This is a genomic window from Thalassospira sp. ABD4_177 (genome assembly GCF_056160125.1).
Map to the genome: position 1 here is coordinate 997,694 of NZ_JBSWWO010000001.1, position 21,537 is coordinate 1,019,230.

The window sequence follows — 21,537 nt, forward strand, 5'->3', positions numbered from 1 at the left end:
AACCTTCCTTAACCGAGTTTGCGAATGTCGGTCAGATGACCGGTGATCGCAGCCGCAGCTGCCATGGCCGGGCTGACGAGGTGGGTACGACCACCACGGCCCTGACGGCCTTCGAAGTTACGGTTCGAGGTCGAAGCGCAACGCTCGCCCGGGGCCAGACGGTCCGGGTTCATCGCCAGACACATCGAGCAGCCCGGCTCGCGCCAGTCAAAGCCTGCTTCGATGAAGATCTGATCAAGGCCTTCGGCCTCTGCCTGTTCTTTCACAAGACCGGAGCCCGGAACGATCATCGCATTCACGGTTTCGGAAACCTTGCGGCCCTTGGCGACTTCGGCAACGGCACGCAGGTCTTCGATACGACCGTTGGTGCATGAACCGATAAAGACGCGGTCGATCTTGATTTCCTCGATCGGGGTGCCGGCGGTCAGACCCATATATTCCAGTGAACGTTCGATGGCTTTCTGTTTACCGGCATCCTTGCCATCGGTCGGGAAGGGAACGGTGCCGGTGACCGGTACAACGTCTTCCGGGCTGGTGCCCCATGTAACCTGCGGGACGATATCAGCAGCATCGATTTCGACAACCTTGTCGTAATGTGCGCCTTCATCAGACGGCAGGGTCTTCCAGTATTCAACAGCCTGCTCGAACGCAGCACCTTTCGGTGCCATCGGGCGGCCCTTGATATATTCAAAGGTCTTCTCGTCCGGTGCGATCAGGCCGGCACGTGCACCGCCTTCGATCGACATGTTGCAGACGGTCATGCGGCCTTCAACCGAAAGCGACCGGATGGCCGAACCAGCATATTCGATGACATAGCCGGTACCACCAGCGGTGCCGATGCGACCGATGATCGCAAGGGTGATGTCCTTGGCGGTAACGCCTGGATGCAGATCGCCCTCGACCTTGACCAGCATGTTTTTGGCCGGTTTCTGAACCAGCGTCTGGGTGGCCAGAACGTGTTCAACTTCCGAGGTGCCAATACCAAATGCCAGGGCACCAAATGCACCGTGGGTCGAGGTATGCGAGTCACCACACACCATTGTCACGCCCGGCAGGGTAAAGCCTTCTTCCGGGCCGACGATATGCACGATGCCCTGACGCAGGTCAGCCATCGGGAAATAGTGAATGCCGGTATCCCTGGCGTTCTGATCAAGGGTTTCAACCTGAATGCGGCTGTCTTCTTCCTTGATGCCTTCGGAACGGTCAGACGTCGGAACGTTGTGATCAGGCACAGCAAGCGTAAGCTCGGGATGGCGCACTTTGCGGCCCGTATTGCGCAGGCCTTCGAATGCCTGCGGGCTGGTTACTTCGTGGACGAGATGTCGGTCAATATAAAGCAGGCAGGTACCATCATCCTGCGTATCGACCACATGGCTTTCCCAAATCTTGTCAAAAAGGGTTTTAGGCTGACCCATCTCGACCTCCTCATAAAACATCGATCTTTTGAGCAGCAACGCTTGGCCCGCCGGGTGCAGTTCTGAATGTCACGAAGATCGGTGCAATACCAGCCGTGTATGGCGGGCGGGACGTGTCGTTTCTCCGGCGCAACCGGCTTTATCCGGTCTGCGAAATTTTATTATTCAGAACCACGCGGGTTTGATCGTTTTTGCCGCGGGAGTGCCTTTATACACGCCGCCTTCCAAATCGCAAGGTATGGGGCGCGTGTTTTTGGCTGTTTCACACTCCTAAATAGAGTGCAGCGGTTTGCAGCATCCCAAAGTAGCCAAATAAGGCTTTGGCGATATAGGTGAGGGATATCTGATATAACCTGAGCTGATGAATTAATCCTCAGGTTTCTGCGGAACTGTCTTTGTTGCGATGGAAACAGGCGATTCGCCATAATGCAATTAATGCGTGTATTTCTGTTTTCATGATCCATCAGGCGCACAAGGCTACCGCGGATACCATAAACGAAAACGGGCCCACCCGAAGGTGAGCCCGTCTTTGTTCTGACGCGAGATGCGCGAAGAATTACTTCTTCTTGCTGCGCTCTGCAGTGGTCAGCTTGCCTTTGTGGCCGGTGGTCTGCTCGGCGATACGTGCAGATTTACCGGTACGGCCACGCAGGTAGTAGAGTTTCGCGCGACGTACGTCACCGCGGCGAACGACTTCGATTTTGTCGATGGCCGGGGAATACGACTGGAAGATACGCTCAACGCCTTCGCCCGATGCGATTTTACGCACGGTGAAGGAAGAGTTGAGGCCGCGGTTCTTACGCGCAATGCAAACGCCTTCGAACTGCTGGATACGCTCACGGGTACCTTCAACGACTTTCAGGTGCACACGAACGGTATCACCTGCATCGAATTCCGGAACTTCGCGATTTTCAGCGATCTTGTCGAGCTGCTCTTTCTCGAGCTGCTGGATGATGTTGGTCATGGTTTAACCCTCTTTGATGTTCCCGTTTGCCACGTACCGGTCCCAAAGGTCCGGGCGTCGCGCGCGGGTAATTTCTTCTGCCTGAGCATGCCGCCAGGCTTGTACCTTGGCATGATGTCCGGAAAGCAAGATCTCCGGCACGTCACGCCCGTTCCAATTGGCCGGGCGCGTGTAATGCGGATATTCAAGCAACCCGGTTTCAAAGCTTTCCTCGTCGACAGACTCGGTCTTGTTGACCGTTCCCTCGATGAGGCGAATGCACGATTCAATCAGGACCATGGCCGGCAGTTCGCCGCCCATGAGGATGTAATCACCGATGCTGATTTCCTCGGCCGCGTGTTCATCCAGAACCCGTTGGTCGATACCTTCGTAACGACCGCAAAGCAGGATGGCACCCGGGCCTGCTGCCAATTCACGGCAGCGTTTCTGGTTCAGCACTTTTCCCCGCGGGCTGAGATAAATCAGTGGCAATTGCGGTGCAGAGCCACGCAATTCACGCAGGGCGGCGTCGACAATATCCGGGCGCATGACCATACCGGCCCCGCCCCCGAAGGGATTGTCGTCTACAGTGCGGTGGCGGTCGGTTGCATGATCGCGGATGTCTTTGACATCAAGCGACCAGATCCCGTTCTCAAGCGCCTTGCCAGCCAAAGACTGACCAAGCACACCCGGAAACATTTCCGGGAACAGGGTTGCAACTTTTGCCTGCCACACAGACATCGATCAGGCCTCCTTCCCGCTGCCGGTCGCGGTTTCCGCGCCTACTGCATCTGCAGTAACGGCCTCAGAATCGCGGTCGGCCTGAGAGTCCTTGCGGGATTTGTTCGGACGACGGCTGCGATTGCCGGGTCCGTCCTCATCCTGCAGTAGCCCCTCGGGCGGATTTACCACCATCTTGCGTTCCGAAAGAATGACCTCGGGCACGACTTCCTTGGTGAAGGGAAGAACCACAACCTTGTTTTTGGCTTCCTCAAGCGCGACTTCGATAACGTCGCCAGCGCCGAAATCAGCCACACCCCGAACGGTGCCGAAAATCGAACCATCAATGTGGAACGCTTTCAGACCGACAAGGTCAGCAAGGTAGAATTCATCTTCTTCAACCGTCTCAGGCAGTGCAGCACGCGGTACATGCAGCTTGGTGCCCCGCAGCCGTTCGGCTCCGTCCCGGTCGTCCACACCTTCGATCTTGGCGATCAGCTGGTCGCGGACATGTCCGACAGGAGACAGCTTGTATTTCACGCGTCCCTTGGCGTCGAACAACGGGCCGTAACCGACAAGGTTATCCGGATCGACGGTATAGCTTTTGACGCGCACGGCACCACGCACCCCGTGCGGGGCGGTGATCATGCCGACGCAGACATAAGCTTCGTCGTTTTTGGATTTGCGGGTTTCAGCCATTTCGGTTCACAAGTTTTTGGTATCTGATCAAAGCGTGCGTTCAGCGATTACTCGCCTGCAGCTTCTTCTTCAGCAGGTGCTGCTGCTTCGGCAGCGGCTTCCGCAGCAGCGGCAGCAGCAGCTTCGGCTTTCTCAGCTTTCTCACGAAGACGTTCCTGAGCTTTCGCTTTCGGAGCAGACTTCTGCGGCTGTTCGGTCGGCTTGAACGCGTCAGCCAGGCCAGCTTTGCCCAGGAAACGTGCAACACGATCGGTCGGCTGTGCGCCAACAGACAGCCAGTATTTGATGCGCTCTTCTTTGAAGGTAACGCGGTTGTCAGCATCCTTCGGGAGCATCGGGTCATAGGTACCGACACGCTCGATGAAGCTGCCGTCACGCGGCGAACGAACGTCAGCAACTACGATACGGTAGTACGGACGTTTTTTGGCACCGCCACGGGAAAGACGAATCTTGACAGCCATTCGGATAAGTTCCTTTCAGCTTGGGTTTGTAGTCTTCTAAATCATGACCCCGAAGGGCCTATTCACTTGGTCTTTGATCCGGCTTTAAGGGCCGGGTTTGGTTCCTAAGAGGAATTCCTGAAGAACTCATTCTCGAACCGGGGGCTTGGCTATTTCTTTTTGCCGAACCCCGGGAATCCCGGAGGCAGGCCACCGCCGCCTCCCAATCCCGGCAACCCGGGCGGCAATCCGCCCCCGCCACCGGTCAATCCTTTTGGCAGGTTGCCCAGGTCCGGCATTTCACCGCCCTCAAGCATCGAAGGATCCATTTTCGGCATTCCGCCAAACATGCCCTTCTTGCCCTGCTTGCCCATCTTTTTGATCATGGTGGACATGGTCTGATACTGCTTCAGAAGCTTGTTGACCTCTTGAACGGTCAGGCCACAGCCAGCAGCAATACGCTTTTTGCGCGATGCCTTGATGATGGCCGGGTTTTCACGTTCTTTGGGCGTCATCGACAGGATGATCGCTTCCTGGTGGGTCAGAAGTTTGGGATCAAGCTTGGTCTGCGACATCTGTTTTTTCAGCGCGCCCATGCCCGGCAGCATTCCCATGATGCCGGAAAGATCCCCCATTTTCTGGAGCTGTTTGAGCTGTGCCAGAAGGTCGTTCAGGTCAAACTGACCTTTACGCAGCTTCTTGGCCATTTTCTCGGCGTCTTCGGCCTTGATGTTTTCAGCCGCCTTTTCAACAAGGCTGACAACATCGCCCATGCCCAGAATACGGTTGGCGATACGATCAGGATGGAAGGCTTCCATCTCGTCGATTTTTTCGCCGATACCGATCATCTTGATCGGGCAGCCGGTGATCTGACGCATCGAAAGGGCGGCACCACCACGGGCATCACCATCAACACGGGTCAGAACGATACCGGTGATACCGACCTTGTCGGCAAATTCCTTGGCAACGTTGACCGAGTCCTGACCGGTCATCGCATCGGTGACCAGAAGGGTTTCAACCGGGTTGACCGCATCACGGACCTGGGCGACTTCGCTCATCAGTTCCATGTCGATATGCAGACGACCGGCGGTATCAAGGATGACCGCGTCATAGCCTTCCTTGCGGCCGGTATCCATGGCGCGCTTGGCAATCGACACCGGCTTTTCGCCCATGACGATCGGCAGAACGCCAAGACCGTTATCATCGGCCAGAACCTTCAGCTGCTGCTGGGCGGCCGGACGATAGATATCGAGCGATGCCAGAAGGACTTTCTTGTTGCGCTTCTTGGTCAGGTTGAGCGCGATCTTTGCAGAACTGGTGGTTTTACCCGAGCCCTGCAGACCGACCATCAGGATCGGTACCGGCGGGGTAGAGGCGAGATTGATTTCCTCGCCTTCGCCCAGCATGTTTTTGAGTTCGTCATGGACGATCTTGACGACCATCTGACCCGGGGTGACCGAGCGCAGAACATCGGCACCAACTGCACGTTCGGTGGCGTTGGAGATAAAGGTTTTGACGACCGGAAGTGCCACGTCCGCCTCAAGCAGGGCGACGCGTACTTCGCGCATGGCTTCCTTGACGTCGGATTCTTTAAGCGCGCCACGTTTGCGCAGCTTATCGAGAACCCCGCCAAGGCGATCGCTTAGTCCTTCAAACATTCCAAATCCCGTCTGTGTTGCCGGTGTTTCCACCGCGTGCGCACAAAAAACTAAAACCCAGTGCTCGAAACTCGAGGACTGGGGGAGTCACCCCTTGGGCGACCTTTGGTGGAGAGGGTTTATTGGATCAGGGGGTGGGAGTCAAGCGCAATCGGGCGCAAAAGCGCGTTATTCTGCGCTTTTCATCGGCTTTGTCGTGCAATTGGCGATTCCGCCAATATGGACGGGTGTTTAACCCCCGGTCATGCGCGTTGCCATGCCCAGTGTGGTGACTGGGGCGATGTCCGGCGTGATGTCCAGAGTTATGCCGGTTCAATTGCGTGATTGTCGATCAAACGGGCCTTGCCAAGCCGGGCAGCGACGAAAATGCGCGCCGTTTTCCGGACCACATCGCTGATCAGTTCCAGTGTTGCCGCATCACGGACTTCAAGGTAATCAATCGGATCAAATCCGGCCTTGAGAATATCTTCGCGCCCCTTGGCCAGAAGCGGGCCGAGTTCGGCGCCGGTGGCGGCCTTGGCGGTGATTTCCGCCAGCACCTTGTTCAGGGTCGGGGCAATCGCGCGTTCTTCTGGTGTCAGGTAACGGTTGCGCGATGACATGGCCAGACCATCATTTTCGCGCAGGATTTTCGCGCCAATGATCTCGACCGGGATGTTCAGATCCGCGCTGAAGCGGCGGATGACCATCAGTTGCTGGTAGTCTTTCTGGCCGAAGATCGCACAGTCCGGCAGCGCCTGGAGCAGCAATTTGGTCACGACCTGTGCCACGCCATCAAAGTGGCCGGGGCGGGCCGCGCCACAGAGCACATCGGTCATGGCCCCATCAACACATACCTTGGTGGCAAAGCCGTCGGGATACATTTCCTCCACCGAAGGGGCAAAGCAAAGCTCAACCCCGGCATCATCAAGGAGCTTCTGATCGGCGGGCAGAGTACGCGGATAGGCCCCGAAATCTTCGTTGGGCGCGAACTGGGTCGGATTGACAAAGATCGATACGATCACCCGGTCGGCATGTTCACGCGCCAGATGGGTCAGGCTGACATGGCCGTCATGAAGGGCGCCCATGGTCGGAACCAGGGCGACACGCAGACCTTTGGCGCGCCAGTCGGCAACAGTCGCGCGCAAATCAGCGACAGTGTGAACAGTCGTAAGGGACATCGTTATCGTCGTACCGAAGATTGCAGAAAATCGCGGCGATCCGGGCTCGGGGCTCAGACCGCGCGCAACTTACCTTTTTTCGCCAACCCAAAGCAATGTTCATCCGCCGGGAACTGGCGGGTGCGCACTTCGTCGGCATATTGGCCGACGGCCTCGGACACCGCATCGCCAAGATTGGCGTAGCGTTTGACGAATTTCGGCGTGAAGTCGGAAAACAGGCCAAGGATGTCTTCGGTGACCAGAACCTGACCATCACAGGCGGGGGACGCCCCGATGCCAATCGTCGGGATGTCAATCGCCTCGGTAATCTGACGGGCGACCGGTTCGACCGTGCCTTCGATGACGACCGAGAATGCCCCGGCATCGGCAACCGCCTTGGCATCGGCAAGGGCCTTTGTTGCGGTTTCTTCGTCGCGGCCCTGGCTTTTGAAGCCGCCCATGGTGTTGACCTGTTGGGGCATCAGGCCGATATGGGCCATCACGGGCACACCGCGCATGGTAAGAAATTCGATGGTTTCGGCCAGTTCGGCACCGCCTTCGATCTTGACGGCGGCACAGCCGGTTTCGGCCAGAATATGGGATGCTGTACGGAACGCCTGTTCCTTGGATTCCTGATAGCTGCCAAAGGGCAGATCAACAACAACGCAGGCATTCTTTGATCCGCGCATGACGGCCTTGCCATGATTGACCATCATATCGACGGTCACGGCAAGCGTGCTTTCCATGCCATAGACAACCATGCCCAGTGAATCGCCGACCAGAAGCAGGTCGCAATGTTCATCAAGGCGCTGGGCCATTGGCGCGGTATAGGCAGTCAGGCAGACAATCGGTTCCTGCCCCTTGCGGGCACGAAGTTCTGGGACGGAGGTCCGGCCCATCTTTTTGCTGGTGGCACTCATGACGTTTCTCCCCCGGTACAACCGGATTTCGCTGCCCGATCTCTGTCGGGCGTGCGGTCATGTGTACAATACCATGGCCGCGAACGGGAAACATTTTTTGCAATCGCGAAATAGGCAGTTCGGCCAATAACCGCCATTTCAGGCGTGTTGGTACTGATGTTTCGAATGATCTGTACCGCTTAATCCGATTGGCCGTTCACAGGTACGAAGAAATCAAAGACCTTCGGCAAGATCTTCGAGCATATCAAGACCGACCGCTTCGATATGGCGGTTGTCCTTGAGCGATATGGTCGATTCCTTGCGAAGCTGGGTCAGCGTGCGTGACACGGTTTCAATCGTCAGGCCAAGATAATCGGCAATGTCGGATCGGCTCATGGGCACGTTGATGGTCTCGGTGCTTTCGCCGCGATGTTCCTGGCGACGGGCCAGCATCAGAAGGAAGGATGCGACCTTTTCCTTGGCGGTCTTGCGGCCCAGCAGAAGCATCTGATCCTGTGCGGCAGCCAGTTCGTCGACCGCCATGCCGAGCATGCGTTTTTCAAGATGCGGAAACTTGTCGAACAGCTTTTCAAGCTTCTGACGCGGGAAGCGACAGGCGGTGACCGGTTCGATCGCCTCGGCCGAGTAGCTGTAGTTCGAGTTCAGGGCCAGACCCAGGAAGTCACCGGCAAACAGGAAGCCGGTGATCTGACGGCGGCCATCGCCGAGTAGCTTGTACAACTTTACCGAGCCGGTCGTGACGTTGAACACGTAGTCGGCTTCTTCGGCCTCGTGGAAAATCGTGCTGTGCGGGTCGTAATGAGCGTGAGTCAACAATTGGCGCAGCTGATCATGCTCGTCACCATGCAGGGCAGAGCAGAAAGTTAAATCCTTGATAGAACAGGCTTCGCAAATTTGGGGGCGGACTGCCATCGCAGACTCCGATGCTGGTGACCCGGTAGGCTGAATGAAACTGAATCTATCTGATGATATAGTGCTGTTTCAAGCAATTCTAACTATCGCTTTGATGGAATTTCTTTGAATCGGTCGGTGGCGCGACGTCGTCGTCATCAAAGAGAATGCGATTTGCAGCACCTTCCATATCGTCAAACTGCCCCGAACGCAACGACCATAAGAATGCGCCAAGGCCCAGAAGCCCCAGAAACAGGGCTATCGGGATAAGGAGAAGGAGGTTGCTCATGGCATTAGGCTCCTGCCTGCTGCGACAACTTGGTTGCCGGTTTCGTGCCGACCTCGTCGGGCTTGCCTGATTTTACATGCAAACGCAAGGCGTTGGCGATCACGATTAGTGAAGAAGATGACATCGCGATGGCCGCAAAAAGCGGGGTGACAAACCCCGATACCGCCAGCGGAATCGTGACGATGTTATAGGCAAAGGACAGGGCAAAATTCTGACGCACAAGCCGGTCAGCCTTGCGGGCGACGTCAATGGCTTCGATCACTGCGCCAAGCCGGTCGCCCTGGAAAACGATGTCGGCCGCATTTTGCGAAATTTCAGCAGCCGTGGCCGGGGACATTGACGCATGGGCTGCCGCCAGGGCCGGGGCATCATTGATGCCATCGCCCACCATCAGGTCGTGCTTGCCCGCATCTGACCGAGTTTGGATATGGTTGGCTTTGTGGGTTGGCGACATTCGGGCCTGCCAGTTGGGAATGCCCAGCGTTTCGGCAAGCTGACGGACGGTGCTTTCGCGGTCGCCCGACAGCAGGGTCATTTCAAAACCGCGTTTGCGCAGGGTGTCGATCACATCGGGTGCGTCGCTTCGCATGGTGTCGCGGAAGACAAAACGGGTTGGCGCAACGCCCGGCTCCGCCAGCCACAGTTCCGGTCCGGTGACATCAGATGGGACGGCAGCATTTTCGGCAATATCGCAAAAGGCACGGCTGCCCAGCCTGATCGGACCGGCGGGGCCCGCCGTCATCAGACCAAGTCCGGCCTGTTCCGTTACATTAGGGTGTGCGGTGACATTGCCCGCCGCACGCACCAGGGCGCGCGACAGCGGATGGTTGCTGTTGGCCGCCATGCTGGCCGCCAGCATCAATTTGTCCTCAGCCGGTTGGCCGACAAGTTCGGGTTTGCCCGTGGTCAGGGTGCCGGTTTTATCGAAAATGATGCCGGTGATTTTGGTCAGACGCTCAAGGGCTGTTGCCGATTTCACCAGAACCCCGGCGCGCAACAGTCGCCCGGTGGCAATCACCTGAACGACAGGAACGGCAAGGGCCAGCGCACAGGGGCAGGTAATGATCAGAACCGCGATGGCATTCATCAGCGCATCCTGCCAACCAATACCACCAATCAGCCACCAGCCGATAAAAGTCGCCAGCGACAGGGTATGAACCACTGGCGCATAGGCCTTGGCAACCCGGTCGGCAATCGCGACATAGTGGGCGCGGCCCTGTTCGGCATTTTCCATCAGGCGGACGATTTCTGACAGCAAGGTATTGCCGCCGGTCGCCGTCACCTCGATGCGAAGCGGGGCGGATATATTGGTGGTGCCGGCAAAGACCGTGGTGCCCGGACGGGTCAGGACCGGGATGCTTTCGCCGGTAATGATGCTGGTGTCGATATCGGACTGGCCTTCGATGACCTTGCCGTCAATGCCGATGCGCTCGCCAGCCGCAGCCAGAACGATCATGCCTGGTGTCGCCTTTTGCGGCGCAATCAGACGTCGGGTGCCATCCGGATCAATGACCGTGATCGAGCGGGCATTCAGCGACAGAAGATGTTCAGCCGCCGAGCGTGCCTGTCCACGTGCACGCCCATCAAGGTAGCGCCCGATAAGCAGGAAAAACAGCAACGTAATCGCACTGTCGAAATAGGCATGCGGTTCACCGCGGATGGTTTGTGCCAAGCTCATGCCAAGCGCCAGAATGACACCGAGACTGATTGGCACATCCATATTGACCCGGCGATTGCGAATGGCACCAAGGGCTGAGCGATAAAATGGCAATCCGGCATAGGCCGCTGCGGGCAGCGCAATCAGGGCGGAAATCCAGTGAAACAGATCGCGGGTCGCCCCACCCATGCCCTGAAAATACCCGGCCCAGACCGAAACCGACAGCAACATCACATTGCCCGCGGCAAACCCGGCGACTGCCAGACAGCGCAGGAGTTCCTTGTTGCGCGATGTGGTGGCCTGTTCAAGGGCGTCCGGATCAAACGGGATCAGGCGATAGCCCATCTGCATGACCGGGCGAATGATGTCTTCGATGTCACTGACGTCGCCTTGCCAGCTCAGGCGCAGGCGGCGGGTCGTCATATTGACGCGTGCGTGCAAGACCGCGCTGTTTCGCTGCAGCAGGGTTTCAATCAACCAGACACAGGCTGCACAATGGATGCCATCAACCATCAGGTTAAGGTGATGGCGGCCTTCGCTATCGGTGCTGGCCAGTTCGGTGAAATCGAAATTTGCGACTTCTTCTTCGTCCGGGCGAAGCGCACGGACCTTGGGATCGATCGCACGTCGCTTGTAATAGGAAGTCAGTCCCAACTCGCCCAGCAGCTCATAGGCACCGGCACACCCGGCACAACAAAAGTCGGGTGCCGCCGGTGACATGGGCGTCACCGGTTCGCCACAGTGACGACAGGACTGAAGGGGGGCGTTCATGGATTTACGACGACATACTCGACGGTCTGATAATCATCACCCATCGCATTGGCGACGGTACGCAGCTGCCAACGACCGTAAACCGGGAAGGAGGCACTTGCACGATATTCACCCGGGGCGATTTCCGCCATCGGGATGGTGGCATCAAGATCGTCACGATCGGCGCGCGACATCATGACAGACATCTTGGCGCCGGTAATCGGATTGGAGTCCTTGTCCCGGAACAGAACCGTGATGGTGCCATTCTGATCAATGACACCATCGACGCTAAGCTTGCTGCGCCAGCCAAGTTCTTGCTGGCGGGCAGCCCCGGAAATGGCCGCGTTATAATTGTTGCCTTCTTCAAAGGCATGCTTGGTCACGAGGCCATTCCAGCTGGTCATCGAAAAGGTGATCAGCGAGATATTGGCGATCAGCATGATGGCGAAACCGCCGACAAAGTACCACGGGATCCAGCGGTCCGACTTGCGCGGGCCGTTTTGATCGGAAGAAGGGGATGTCGTCATCTGCATAGCCATTTCTTGTCTCCAATACTGATGCGCTGCTGCGATCAGTTGTCGGTCTCGGGACCGGCGAACACTGTATCATATGTTTCGGTATTTCCGGTGTCCTGATCGGTCACGGTAAATTCGAACGGCGTTGATTTGCCGTCAAGGTCGTCAGGATCGGCGGCGATAAACACGCGGAAACTGCCAACCCGGTCCGGTGCCACATCAAGATCAAAGGTGCCATCCTGATTGGGCGTCAGGCCGATGACCTGAAGCTCGGTGGCATCCAGCCCCTGAATGGACAGGACATAGGTTTTCTCGGCCTGTTCCTTGTTGAGAACCTTCATGGTGTAGCCGTTGCGTACATCACCATTGGACAGGGCAACAAACAGCGGGTTGCGGTCGCGCAGGACATTGAGTTCCAGCACCGAACGGTTGGCCAGACCAAACATCATCACAGATGCAATGATCACCAACAGCACCGAATAGAAGATGGTCCGCGGGCGAATGATGCGTACCCGGGTTGCCTTGCCCTGCGCGCGAAGCTGCGTGTTCTGCACCGAGTCAAAGCGGACCAGATCACGCGGGAAGCCGACCTTGTCCATCATTTCGTTACAGGCATCGATGCACAGACCACAGCCGATGCATTCAAGCTGAAGGCCATCACGGATATCAATGCCGGTCGGGCATACATTGACGCAGGCGTGGCAATCAATGCAGTGGCCGGTTTCGGGCACTTCGCCGCGAACAAGGTTTTTGCGTTTGAGCGGACCACGTGTTTCACCGCGCCAGTTTTCGTAGGTGACGATCATGCTTTCATCATCAAGCATGGCAGACTGGAAGCGCGGCCACGGGCACATATAGGTGCAGACCTGCTCACGCGCCCAGCCGGCCAGAAGATAGGTCGAACCGGTCAAAAACGCGATCGTGACATAGGTGCCAAAGCTGGCATTGGCGGTAAAGATATCGACCATCACGGTCGGTGCGTCATGGAAATACAGGACAAACGCCCCGCCGGTCGCCATGGAAATCACGATCCAGGCCAGATGGGTGGCACTGATTTTCCAGACTTTTTCCAACGTCCATTTCGATTTGTCGAGACGGACACGGGCGTTGCGGTCACCCTGAATGTAACGTTCAACCAGCATGAACAGGTCGGTCCAGACCGTCTGCGGGCAGGCATAGCCACACCAGATACGGCCAAACAACGACGTCGCCAGGAACAGACCAACAGCCGCCATGATCAGGATGCCGGTGATGTAATAGACTTCCTGCGGCCAGATTTCGATGAAGAAGAAATAGGCACGGCCCAAATCCATGTCGATCAGAACAGCCTGATCGGGGGCGGTCGGACCCCGATCCCAGCGCAGCCACGGCACGACCCAATAGATGCCAAGAAGGGCGATCAGTGCAAACCACTTCAGGTTCCGGAAGCGACCGGAGACGCGTTTCGGATAGACTTTGTCGCGCGTTTTATAAAGCTGGATATCCTCTTCCTCTGGTGTGAGGTTCGGATTAGCCTGCGGGGGGACTTCGGAATGCTGCAAATTGGACATGGCCATGTTCGCTACCTGGTTGTTGCTCTGAACCCGACGACTGCTCTCTGTGCGGGGCGAACCCGCCAGTCGTTTTGAAGGTTAGGCTGTCAGGAGAAGTTGGTTTCTGGCAGCTTTGCAGGGCAAACTCTAATTATTCAAATCTCAGTCAGAAGATACGAGAGGCCCACTTCAGACACCATGACACATGTCAATTTGTCGGACGGTTCTGTGGGAAAAGTACGCGAAAGCAGCCCGATTGATCAGGCGCGCAGAAAAAAGGCCCGCGATCATTGATCGCGGGCCTTCCTTGAAAGCGATTTGGCGTGCTGCTTACTGGCCGCCACCGAGCGAGTGGACATAAACCGTCAGCATTTTGATGGTTTCTTCGTCCAGACGACCACCCCATGCCGGCATGACTCCGCCGCGGGAATTCATGACCGTCTCGGTGATGGTTTCTTTCGAACCACCATAGAGCCAGATGGCATCGGTCAGGTTCGGCGCACCGAGATCCTGAATGCCTTTGGCATCTTCGCCGTGGCAGGATGCGCAGTTCTCTTCAAAGACGACCGCACCACGATCCGCTGCAGCGGTGTCGGTTGCACGATCGGTGAAGGCAAGAACATACTCGACCACATCTTCGATCTGGTCACGTTCAAGCAGTTCGTCACGACCGAAGGCCGGCATGTCATTGAAGCGGGTATCTTCGTTGGCATCCCAACGCACACCGACATGCAGTGTTTCGTTGATCGCCTCAAGCGTACCGCCCCAAAGCCACGCATCGTCCTGAAGCGACGGGAAGCCCGGGTTACCCGAACCGCCCGTGCCATGACACGGTGCGCAGTTGTCGGCAAAGACCGCCTTGCCGCCAGCCATGGAGAAGTTCAGAAGTTCACTGTCATTGGTGATTTCCGAGACATCCAGGGCTGCCAGACGTTCCATGTAAGGTGCACGTTCGGCCGCAACGTTGGCCATGGTTTCGTGCAGCTGGGTACGGTTGGTGGTTGCAAACATACCCTTGAGATAATCATTGGCAGTCGGCCAGGACGGGTAAACCACCCAGTAACCAACCGACCAAATGCACGTAATCCAGAAGACATAGACCCACCAGGAAGGCAGCGGAGTGTTGAGTTCCTTGATGCCATCCCATTCGTGACCGGTGGTATCTGTTCCGGATACCTGATCTTTCTCGACTTTAGTCGACATAGCTCTGTTCTCCCCTCAATCCTGATCCCGGAAGGGGATCTGCGCATGTGCTTCCATGTCCTTGTTGCGCTTTTTGCTCGGCCACATGACCCAGGCAATAATCGCGCTGAACAGCAGCATCAGCCACAAACCCCACAGAGGGCGGAAAAAGTCAGCGAGTTGCGTAAAGAATTCCATGACGATTCCCTTGCGTTAGCGCAGGTTCATCTGCGGGTTGTAGGTGGTGAAGTCGACCATCCGGCCAAGGACCTGCAGGTATGCGACAAGCGCATCCATTTCAGTCAGCTGTTCCGGGTTGCCGTCAAAATCACCTGTTGCCGCATTCGGATACCGTGCGAGGAAATCATCATCCCACGCCGCATCCTCGCTGGCCTGCAGGTAAAGGTCTGCCTTGGCCGCCTCGATCATCTCGTCTGAATAGGGGACACCTACCAGTTTGAGGGTCTCGAGATGTGCCTGAGCGTCATCGAAGTCCAGTTTGCGTTCCGCCAGGAACGGATAGCCCGGCATGATCGATTCCGGCACAACAGCGCGCGGGTCAATCAGGTGGGCAACGTGCCATGCGTTGGAATATTTGCCACCAACACGGGCCAGATCCGGACCGGTACGTTTTGAACCCCACTGGAACGGGTGGTCATACATCGATTCTGCTGCAAGGCTGTAATGGCCATACCGTTCGACTTCGTCGCGGAACGGACGAATCTGCTGGGAATGGCAGTTATAGCAACCTTCGCGGATATAGATGTTACGACCGGCCTGTTCGAGCGGCGAATAAGGACGGACACCTTCAACCTTCTCAATGGTCTGTTCCATCGTGAACAACGGTACGATTTCAACGATACCGCCGATGATGACAGTCAGGAAAATACCAAGGATCAGAACAAAGACGTTCTTTTCAACAAAATGGTGTTTTTTAAGAAGCATATCTCGTTCCCCCTTATTCGGCTGCAACGGTTGCAGGTGTGCCGATTGGTGCTTCTTCGCGCAGGTCACCCTTGATGGTCTTGTAAACGTTCCAGACCATCAGCAGCGAACCCAGCACGAACAACAGGCCACCGGTTGCACGAATGATGTAGTAGGGATGCATTGCCTCGACAGTTTCGATGAAGGAATACTGCAGGAAGCCAAGCTCGTCATAGGCGCGCCACATCAGGCCCTGCATGATCCCCGAAACCCACATCGAGGTGATGTAAAGAACGATCCCGATGGTGCCGAGCCAGAAGTGATGGGCCACAAGGCGCATCGAATACAGGCGTTCACGATTCCAAAGGACCGGGATCAGGAAGTAGATTGCACCGAACGATACGAAGGCAACCCAACCCAATGCACCGGAATGCACGTGGCCAATGGTCCAGTCGGTATAGTGCGACAGGCCGTTGACGGCTTTGATCGACATGACCGGGCCTTCGAAGGTCGACATGCCGTAGAAACCGACAGCTGCGACCATGAAGCGCAGAACCGGGTCCGTGCGCAGTTTGTCCCAGGCGCCCGAAAGCGTCATCAGGCCGTTGATCATCCCGCCCCATGACGGCATCCACAACATGATCGAGAAGGTCATGCCAAGGGTCTGTGCCCAGTCAGGAAGCGCGGTGTAGTGCAGGTGGTGCGGACCAGCCCAGATATACAGGAAGATCAGCGCCCAGAAGTGAATGATCGACAGGCGATAGGAATAAACCGGACGTTCGGCACGCTTCGGAATGAAGTAGTACATCATGCCCAGGAAGCCAGCCGTCAGGAAAAAGCCCACAGCGTTGTGGCCGTACCACCACTGGGTCAATGCATCCTGCACGCCAGAGAACATCGAATAGGACTTCGTGCCAAACAATGAGACCGGAATGGCAAGGTTGTTGCCCAGATGGAGCATCGCAATGGTCACGATAAAGGCCAGATAGAACCAGTTCGCAACGTAGATGTGCGGCTCTGTACGCTTGAGCAGAGTACCGACGAAGACCGCCAGATAGCAAACCCAGACAATGGTCAGCCAAAGGTCAACAAACCATTCCGGTTCGGCATACTCACGCCCCTGGGTCACACCGGTGACATAACCGATGGCTGCCAAGACGATGAACAGCTGGTAACCCCAGAACACAAACGCCGGAAGTGCCTTGCCGCCATAAAGCGGAGCGCGGCAGGTGCGCTGCACCACATAGAATGACGTCGCCAGCAGCGCGTTACCGCCAAAGGCAAAGATCACTGCGGACGTGTGCAGTGGACGCAAACGTCCGAAGTTCAAAAATTCGGTATCAAAATTGAGAACCGGAAATGCGAGCTGCCATGCGATGACATCGCCCACCAAAAATCCGACTACTCCCCAAAATACGGTCGCAAGTGCGCCCCAGCGCACAACGTCCATATTATAATCGACAGCAACTGAAGGCGATGCTGCCTGTGCCATGCTCCCCTGGCTCATGCTTGACTCCCGTTCAAGGTGGTCGGGTGAACTGCCCAAAACCCTCTCGGGCAGTTTCAATAGTCCTGGTGAATCGCTGACCTTCCGACCTTTGATTCACCTGCACAAAAAGCCCCACCCAAAATACGCCTTGGCTTTACGTCAGGGCGCGTCATTCCGGGCGAGGTTTCCTAATTCGTTCGATGAGTATGCGGACTGATCGTCCCAAAGCCATTGACCTACGTCAATATTGGCTTGCAAACCCGTCAGAAATTCAATCGGAGGAAACGTTAAGGCCCTTCGGATGGGTACTTCTGTACTGGCTGTGTTTATGCGCGCCAAACCCTTAAAAGGTGTTGATGCACATCAAGGTGAGCGCGAATTATTTCCGGCATGATCTGATAAATTCTAGAGGGCAGGATCATGTCAGAAGCCTATAAGTCACTTCCACTTACAGCACAGACCGCGGATATGACCTATCCGCTGGTTCAGATGTTGAAAGTCGACATGTCATTTGATCGTTGGCGTGCATTCGTCGATCAGTATTGCGTGCCGGTGGCCAAGGAGCCTTTTGGTGCGAGAACCGATGGTGATGACATCCTCTGGCAGCGTCAGCGCGGCATCATCGTGATTGCCAATGAACGCGGTTATATCCACGGCCTGTTTTCCTATTATGTCCGCGATGACATGACCGATGGCCTTGTCTTGCATGTCGACAATGTCATGGCGGTTGAAATTGTGTCGGGCGACTATGTTCTGGATGCCATGCGCGATGGCATGACCCGTCTGGCCCGCATTCACCAGTGCAGCAATGTCTATGTATCGCTTGGTGAACCTGACGACCGCCTGCGGACCTATTTTGCGCGTTCGGGATATGCGCCCAGCAAAGTGCGTTATTGTGCGCCAGCGGAACCGCGTATGTCGGCCTAAGTCCCCCAACCACCCAATTCCGTTCTAATCGATCATCGCTGCGAGAATCGCGCAGCCTGTCGGGGATTCCCCCTGTGGACGCAGTGCGCAATCAGGATTATAAGGCGGGTATGAACGGTATTCCTTTTATCAAAATGCATGGTCTGGGAAATGATTTCGTTGTCTTTGACGGACGACGCGATCCCGCTGTGCTTGATCTTGATAACGCGACTGCGGCCCGCATTGCCGATCGCAAGACCGGGGTTGGCTGTGATCAGCTGATTGTTATTGAACCGGCGCGTGATGATCTGGCCGATGCCTTTATGCGCATCCGCAACAATGATGGCGGCGAGGTCGAGGCCTGTGGCAATGCCACGCGCTGTGTCGCCAATGTCATCATGGGCGAACTGGGCCGCAAGGAAGTCATCATTGAAACCGTTGTCGGATTGCTTGATGCCAATGGTCTGGCCGATGGCCGGGTGACGGTTGATATGGGGCAGGTCAAACTGGACTGGCGTGATATCCCGCTGTCCGAGGCGGTTGATACCAATCATATTCCGCTTTCCCTTGGTCCGCTGTCAGACGCGGTTGGCGTTAATGTCGGCAACCCGCATGGCGTTTTCTTTGTCGATGACGCCGAGGCGATTGATATCGAAAAGCTGGGGCCGGTGCTTGAACATCACGAAATGTTCCCGGAACGTGCCAATATCGAGGTTTGCAGTATCATTGATGAAAACAAACTGCGCATGCGGGTTTGGGAACGCGGCGTCGGGGTCACTCGGGCGTGCGGCACCGGGGCCTGTGCCGCGGGTGTTGCGGCAGCACGCCGTGGCCTGACCGGACGCAAGGTCGAAGTCGTTCTTGATGGTGGGCCGCTAACGATTGAATGGCTGCCCGATGATCATGTTCTGATGACCGGGCCGGTGGCGACCAGTTTCTCGGGCTTTTTGCATGCATCCCTTCTGGGGAACCATTGATCAGGTTTTGAAAACCGGCCGGGCGGAAACGTTGGCCGGTTTTTCTTTTAGGTAATTTTGCGGGCCTGATCCGGCCTTGCGTCGGTTGCGCTGATCGGGCAAAACAGGGCGCATCAGGATTTGGCTCAATCCATGTCGGGACACCCAATCCCGTCTTTTGTGAAACTCAAAAGCAGGTTCAGATAATGGCTGACTTCAATACGCTTGACGGTGTCAATGTCGCTGGCAAGCGCGTTTTGCTGCGCGCTGATCTTAACGTTCCGATGAAAGATGGGGTTGTGGGCGATACGACTCGTATCGACCGTACCGTTCCGGGCCTGATCGAACTGGCCGATGCCGGTGCGAAACTGGTGGTCATCACCCATTTCGGCCGCCCGAAAGGCGCGCGCGTTCTGGAAATGACCCTGAAACCGGTGGCCGAGGCCCTTGCCAAGCAGCTTGGTCGTCCGGTGAAGTTTGCCGATGATTGCATTGGCGATGCAGCAGCCAGCGTTGTGAATAGCCTCGAAGACGGCGAAATCGCCCTTCTGGAAAACCTGCGCTACCACGCCGAAGAAGAAAAGAACGATCCGGCCTTTGTCGCCGAGCTCGCCAAACTGGGTGACGTTTATGTCAATGACGCCTTTTCCTGCGCGCACCGTGCGCACGCCTCGACCGAGGGGCTGGCGCGCGCACTTCCGGCCTATGCGGGCCGTTTGATGCAGGCTGAGCTCGAAGCACTTGGCAATGCGTTGGAAGCACCGAAACATCCGGTGATGGCGATTGTCGGCGGGGCGAAGATTTCCACGAAGCTTGATCTTCTGGGCAATCTGGTTGCCAAGGTCGATCAGCTGGTCATTGGCGGCGGTATGGCCAATACGTTTTTGGCGGCCAAGGGTGTCAATGTTGGTAAATCGCTGTGTGAGCATGATCTGCTTGATACCGCACGCGCCATTTTCAAAAAGGCCGAAGCCGCGAATTGTGAAATCGTCCTGCCGGTCGATGCGCTGGTCGCCAAGGAATTTGCCGCCAATGCGCCGCATGATGTTTCCGATATCGATGACGTTGCTTCTGATGGCATGATCCTCGATGCCGGTCCGGCAACCATTGTTGATCTGAACAAGCGTCTCGAGTCTTGTGAAACGCTGGTCTGGAACGGCCCGCTTGGTGCGTTTGAAATCACGCCGTTTGATACTGCAACCGTCTCGGTCGCTCAGCATGCTGCTGAACTGACCAAGGCAGGAAAACTTCTGTCGGTTGCCGGCGGTGGTGACACGGTCGCAGCCCTGCGTCATGCCGATTCCGATCAGGCATTTTCATATGTCTCGACCGCGGGTGGCGCGTTCCTTGAATGGCTTGAAGGTAAAACCCTTCCGGGGGTGGCAGCGCTTCGCGCGAGCTAAGCCATCGCCTTGATGGTAAAATGACAAACCCCGCCAAACTGGCGGGGTTTTCTTTTGGCTGTTCCGGGAAAGCCCAGGGATCTAGAGCGCAACGTGCTCTAATCCCTTTTGACGTCGGGCAGGCTGTTTTGCGCGGTGCTTCGCATGATGGCATCGCGATCCTTGAGGAAGGCGGCATAGCCATTTTCGGTCATCGCACCAGCCAGTTCGATATAGACGGTGAACAGGCGCGATAATGTATCGGCCTCGTCGGTATCAAGGACGGACAGCAATTCGCTTGATCGCGCCTGACCGGTTTCAAAATGCTCCCACGCATGTTCAAGCAGGATTTTGCCAAGATAATCCAGGTCATCATATTTGCCCTGACCGATGGCATTGCGGATCTCGCCCAGGGTGATGTCGGCGGCAATCAGCATTTCTGAGGGGATGGTAACCAGGCGGTCCGGGCCTTTGATGTCTTCGGGCAGGTCGCGCAGAATGTGAATGATATAGCAAAAGATCGCCATATCACGCGCATGATAAAGCGGCGGATTGGTCAGCGGCGAGGTATAGCCGATTTCCGGATCATGTCTTGCAGAAAGCAGATAAACAAAGATCGATGCCGGAGCAGCGGTCGCCCCTTCGCAATAGGCGATGAAATCGTCCCATTCATCCATCGGTTCTTCCGCGATGTCGCGATGAAGCGCATCGGCCAGTTCAATCCATGGATCGGCGGGAAGGTCGCTGCGGCCAAGGGTCAGGCGGAGCGCGTCATAAACCGGACCGGTCAACAGCCCGCCTTCGGGCATCGGGTTGTCCATATCAGCCTTGGCGGCCATGACCTGGGCCTGCCACTGATGCACGGTTTCAAGGACGTCTTCACGTTCGGCATCGCGCTGGGCGTCGGGAAGTTCAAGGAAACCGTCATCGACGATATCGTCAATCACGCGCATCGAGGCATAGGCAGCCAGAAAGAATCGCTGACGTTCCGGGCCAAGGCGCATGGCCGCACGATAAAGATTGGCGTTTTTCGCCGCGGCCAGATCGTTACAGGCATCAAATGGTGCGCCAAGCACAGCGTGTTCTGGTGGAAGCGAATGGCTCATGCGCGTCTGAATGTCCCCTTGGGT

Annotated in this window: 21 protein-coding genes; 3 read left to right on the forward strand and 18 right to left on the reverse strand. The window is 56.5% G+C overall.

Translation table 11 applies throughout. From position 1 onward, the window contains the following. Nucleotides 1–8 precede the first annotated feature (8 nt). The 17 genes from leuC to ccoN all read right to left on the reverse strand — a co-directional run bounded on the left by leuC (nucleotide 9) and on the right by ccoN (nucleotide 17,166). Nucleotides 9–1,415 carry a 3-isopropylmalate dehydratase large subunit gene (leuC, locus tag ACXAF0_RS04590; protein WP_475344194.1) on the reverse strand — a complete coding sequence of 469 codons (1,407 nt, stop codon included), beginning with the start codon at nucleotides 1,413–1,415 and terminating at the stop codon, nucleotides 9–11. Between the two features lie 556 nt (nucleotides 1,416–1,971). Beyond that, the gene (gene rplS / locus ACXAF0_RS04595) at nucleotides 1,972–2,379 is read right to left on the reverse strand and encodes a 50S ribosomal protein L19 (protein ID WP_475344196.1); all 408 of its coding nucleotides are present in this window, start codon (nucleotides 2,377–2,379) and stop codon (nucleotides 1,972–1,974) included. Between the two features lie 3 nt (nucleotides 2,380–2,382). Next, nucleotides 2,383–3,099 (reverse strand): tRNA (guanosine(37)-N1)-methyltransferase TrmD, encoded by a 717-nt coding sequence (trmD, locus tag ACXAF0_RS04600; RefSeq protein ID WP_475344198.1) that lies wholly within the window; start codon nucleotides 3,097–3,099, stop codon nucleotides 2,383–2,385. Between the two features lie 3 nt (nucleotides 3,100–3,102). Next, nucleotides 3,103–3,777 carry a ribosome maturation factor RimM gene (rimM, locus tag ACXAF0_RS04605; protein WP_475344199.1) on the reverse strand — a complete coding sequence of 225 codons (675 nt, stop codon included), beginning with the start codon at nucleotides 3,775–3,777 and terminating at the stop codon, nucleotides 3,103–3,105. Nucleotides 3,778–3,824: 47 nt separating this feature from the next. After that, nucleotides 3,825–4,238 carry a 30S ribosomal protein S16 gene (gene rpsP, locus ACXAF0_RS04610; RefSeq protein ID WP_475344200.1) on the reverse strand — a complete coding sequence of 138 codons (414 nt, stop codon included), beginning with the start codon at nucleotides 4,236–4,238 and terminating at the stop codon, nucleotides 3,825–3,827. A 149-nt stretch (nucleotides 4,239–4,387) separates the two neighbouring features. Continuing rightward, nucleotides 4,388–5,875, reverse strand: coding sequence for a signal recognition particle protein (gene ffh / locus ACXAF0_RS04615; RefSeq protein WP_475344201.1), 1,488 nt, complete (start codon nucleotides 5,873–5,875; stop codon nucleotides 4,388–4,390). 302 nt (nucleotides 5,876–6,177) lie between these two features. Further along, entirely contained in the window at nucleotides 6,178–7,035 is an 858-nt protein-coding gene (panC, locus tag ACXAF0_RS04620; RefSeq protein ID WP_475344204.1) for a pantoate--beta-alanine ligase, read from the reverse strand. A 53-nt stretch (nucleotides 7,036–7,088) separates the two neighbouring features. Then, nucleotides 7,089–7,934 carry a 3-methyl-2-oxobutanoate hydroxymethyltransferase gene (panB, locus tag ACXAF0_RS04625; RefSeq protein WP_475344205.1) on the reverse strand — a complete coding sequence of 282 codons (846 nt, stop codon included), beginning with the start codon at nucleotides 7,932–7,934 and terminating at the stop codon, nucleotides 7,089–7,091. 213 nt (nucleotides 7,935–8,147) lie between these two features. Then, nucleotides 8,148–8,846, reverse strand: a complete 699-nt coding sequence (locus ACXAF0_RS04630; protein WP_475344208.1) for a cyclic nucleotide-binding domain-containing protein — start codon at nucleotides 8,844–8,846, stop codon at nucleotides 8,148–8,150. Nucleotides 8,847–8,925: 79 nt separating this feature from the next. Next, a complete protein-coding gene (gene ccoS, locus ACXAF0_RS04635; protein ID WP_475344209.1) occupies nucleotides 8,926–9,114 on the reverse strand; it encodes a cbb3-type cytochrome oxidase assembly protein CcoS in 189 nt (62 codons plus the stop codon). A 4-nt stretch (nucleotides 9,115–9,118) separates the two neighbouring features. Further along, nucleotides 9,119–11,542, reverse strand: coding sequence for a heavy metal translocating P-type ATPase metal-binding domain-containing protein (locus tag ACXAF0_RS04640; protein ID WP_475344211.1), 2,424 nt, complete (start codon nucleotides 11,540–11,542; stop codon nucleotides 9,119–9,121). Beyond that, nucleotides 11,539–12,060 carry a FixH family protein gene (locus ACXAF0_RS04645; RefSeq protein WP_475344213.1) on the reverse strand — a complete coding sequence of 174 codons (522 nt, stop codon included), beginning with the start codon at nucleotides 12,058–12,060 and terminating at the stop codon, nucleotides 11,539–11,541. The genes ACXAF0_RS04640 and ACXAF0_RS04645 overlap by 4 nt, the downstream gene beginning before the upstream one ends. A gap of 32 nt (nucleotides 12,061–12,092) precedes the next feature. Beyond that, nucleotides 12,093–13,592 carry a cytochrome c oxidase accessory protein CcoG gene (gene ccoG, locus ACXAF0_RS04650; protein ID WP_475344214.1) on the reverse strand — a complete coding sequence of 500 codons (1,500 nt, stop codon included), beginning with the start codon at nucleotides 13,590–13,592 and terminating at the stop codon, nucleotides 12,093–12,095. 306 nt (nucleotides 13,593–13,898) lie between these two features. Beyond that, entirely contained in the window at nucleotides 13,899–14,771 is an 873-nt protein-coding gene (ccoP, locus tag ACXAF0_RS04655) for a cytochrome-c oxidase, cbb3-type subunit III (protein WP_475344216.1), read from the reverse strand. 15 nt (nucleotides 14,772–14,786) lie between these two features. Next, nucleotides 14,787–14,948: a cbb3-type cytochrome c oxidase subunit 3 gene (locus ACXAF0_RS04660; RefSeq protein ID WP_167722914.1), complete on the reverse strand. Its 162-nt coding sequence runs from the start codon at nucleotides 14,946–14,948 to the stop codon at nucleotides 14,787–14,789. Nucleotides 14,949–14,963: 15 nt separating this feature from the next. Next, nucleotides 14,964–15,695 carry a cytochrome-c oxidase, cbb3-type subunit II gene (ccoO, locus tag ACXAF0_RS04665; protein WP_475344218.1) on the reverse strand — a complete coding sequence of 244 codons (732 nt, stop codon included), beginning with the start codon at nucleotides 15,693–15,695 and terminating at the stop codon, nucleotides 14,964–14,966. Nucleotides 15,696–15,708: 13 nt separating this feature from the next. Then, nucleotides 15,709–17,166, reverse strand: a complete 1,458-nt coding sequence (ccoN, locus tag ACXAF0_RS04670; RefSeq protein ID WP_475346223.1) for a cytochrome-c oxidase, cbb3-type subunit I — start codon at nucleotides 17,164–17,166, stop codon at nucleotides 15,709–15,711. A 417-nt stretch (nucleotides 17,167–17,583) separates the two neighbouring features. Here ccoN and ACXAF0_RS04675 point away from each other — a divergent pair, with 417 nt between their 5' ends. The 3 genes from ACXAF0_RS04675 to ACXAF0_RS04685 all read left to right on the forward strand — a co-directional run bounded on the left by ACXAF0_RS04675 (nucleotide 17,584) and on the right by ACXAF0_RS04685 (nucleotide 20,428). After that, a complete protein-coding gene (locus ACXAF0_RS04675; protein ID WP_475344220.1) occupies nucleotides 17,584–18,090 on the forward strand; it encodes a hypothetical protein in 507 nt (168 codons plus the stop codon). Between the two features lie 110 nt (nucleotides 18,091–18,200). Then, nucleotides 18,201–19,046 (forward strand): diaminopimelate epimerase, encoded by an 846-nt coding sequence (gene dapF, locus ACXAF0_RS04680; RefSeq protein ID WP_475344221.1) that lies wholly within the window; start codon nucleotides 18,201–18,203, stop codon nucleotides 19,044–19,046. A gap of 185 nt (nucleotides 19,047–19,231) precedes the next feature. After that, nucleotides 19,232–20,428: a phosphoglycerate kinase gene (locus ACXAF0_RS04685; protein WP_475344222.1), complete on the forward strand. Its 1,197-nt coding sequence runs from the start codon at nucleotides 19,232–19,234 to the stop codon at nucleotides 20,426–20,428. 98 nt (nucleotides 20,429–20,526) lie between these two features. Here ACXAF0_RS04685 and ACXAF0_RS04690 read toward each other — a convergent pair whose 3' ends face one another. Further along, nucleotides 20,527–21,513, reverse strand: a complete 987-nt coding sequence (locus tag ACXAF0_RS04690; RefSeq protein ID WP_475344223.1) for a squalene/phytoene synthase family protein — start codon at nucleotides 21,511–21,513, stop codon at nucleotides 20,527–20,529. Nucleotides 21,514–21,537 lie beyond the last annotated feature (24 nt).

Excerpts from the sequence above, each read along its gene's own strand:
- ccoS (WP_475344209.1), bottom strand. The coding sequence starts at position 9,114 with ATGAGCAACCTCCTTCTCCTTATCCCGATAGCCCTGTTTCTGGGGCTT.
- ccoP (WP_475344216.1), bottom strand. The coding sequence starts at position 14,771 with ATGTCGACTAAAGTCGAGAAAGATCAGGTATCCGGAACAGATACCACC.
- rimM (WP_475344199.1), bottom strand. The coding sequence starts at position 3,777 with ATGGCTGAAACCCGCAAATCCAAAAACGACGAAGCTTATGTCTGCGTC.
- panB (WP_475344205.1), bottom strand. The coding sequence starts at position 7,934 with ATGAGTGCCACCAGCAAAAAGATGGGCCGGACCTCCGTCCCAGAACTT.
- ACXAF0_RS04645 (WP_475344213.1), bottom strand. The coding sequence starts at position 12,060 with ATGGCTATGCAGATGACGACATCCCCTTCTTCCGATCAAAACGGCCCG.
- ACXAF0_RS04640 (WP_475344211.1), bottom strand. The coding sequence starts at position 11,542 with ATGAACGCCCCCCTTCAGTCCTGTCGTCACTGTGGCGAACCGGTGACG.
- ACXAF0_RS04690 (WP_475344223.1), bottom strand. The coding sequence starts at position 21,513 with ATGAGCCATTCGCTTCCACCAGAACACGCTGTGCTTGGCGCACCATTT.
- trmD (WP_475344198.1), bottom strand. The coding sequence starts at position 3,099 with ATGTCTGTGTGGCAGGCAAAAGTTGCAACCCTGTTCCCGGAAATGTTT.
- ACXAF0_RS04660 (WP_167722914.1), bottom strand. The coding sequence starts at position 14,948 with ATGGAATTCTTTACGCAACTCGCTGACTTTTTCCGCCCTCTGTGGGGT.
- leuC (WP_475344194.1), bottom strand. The coding sequence starts at position 1,415 with ATGGGTCAGCCTAAAACCCTTTTTGACAAGATTTGGGAAAGCCATGTG.
- ccoO (WP_475344218.1), bottom strand. The coding sequence starts at position 15,695 with ATGCTTCTTAAAAAACACCATTTTGTTGAAAAGAACGTCTTTGTTCTG.
- rplS (WP_475344196.1), bottom strand. The coding sequence starts at position 2,379 with ATGACCAACATCATCCAGCAGCTCGAGAAAGAGCAGCTCGACAAGATC.
- ccoG (WP_475344214.1), bottom strand. The coding sequence starts at position 13,592 with ATGGCCATGTCCAATTTGCAGCATTCCGAAGTCCCCCCGCAGGCTAAT.
- ACXAF0_RS04685 (WP_475344222.1), top strand. The coding sequence starts at position 19,232 with ATGGCTGACTTCAATACGCTTGACGGTGTCAATGTCGCTGGCAAGCGC.
- dapF (WP_475344221.1), top strand. The coding sequence starts at position 18,201 with ATGAACGGTATTCCTTTTATCAAAATGCATGGTCTGGGAAATGATTTC.
- rpsP (WP_475344200.1), bottom strand. The coding sequence starts at position 4,238 with ATGGCTGTCAAGATTCGTCTTTCCCGTGGCGGTGCCAAAAAACGTCCG.
- ccoN (WP_475346223.1), bottom strand. The coding sequence starts at position 17,166 with ATGGCACAGGCAGCATCGCCTTCAGTTGCTGTCGATTATAATATGGAC.
- panC (WP_475344204.1), bottom strand. The coding sequence starts at position 7,035 with ATGTCCCTTACGACTGTTCACACTGTCGCTGATTTGCGCGCGACTGTT.
- ffh (WP_475344201.1), bottom strand. The coding sequence starts at position 5,875 with ATGTTTGAAGGACTAAGCGATCGCCTTGGCGGGGTTCTCGATAAGCTG.
- ACXAF0_RS04630 (WP_475344208.1), bottom strand. The coding sequence starts at position 8,846 with ATGGCAGTCCGCCCCCAAATTTGCGAAGCCTGTTCTATCAAGGATTTA.
- ACXAF0_RS04675 (WP_475344220.1), top strand. The coding sequence starts at position 17,584 with ATGTCAGAAGCCTATAAGTCACTTCCACTTACAGCACAGACCGCGGAT.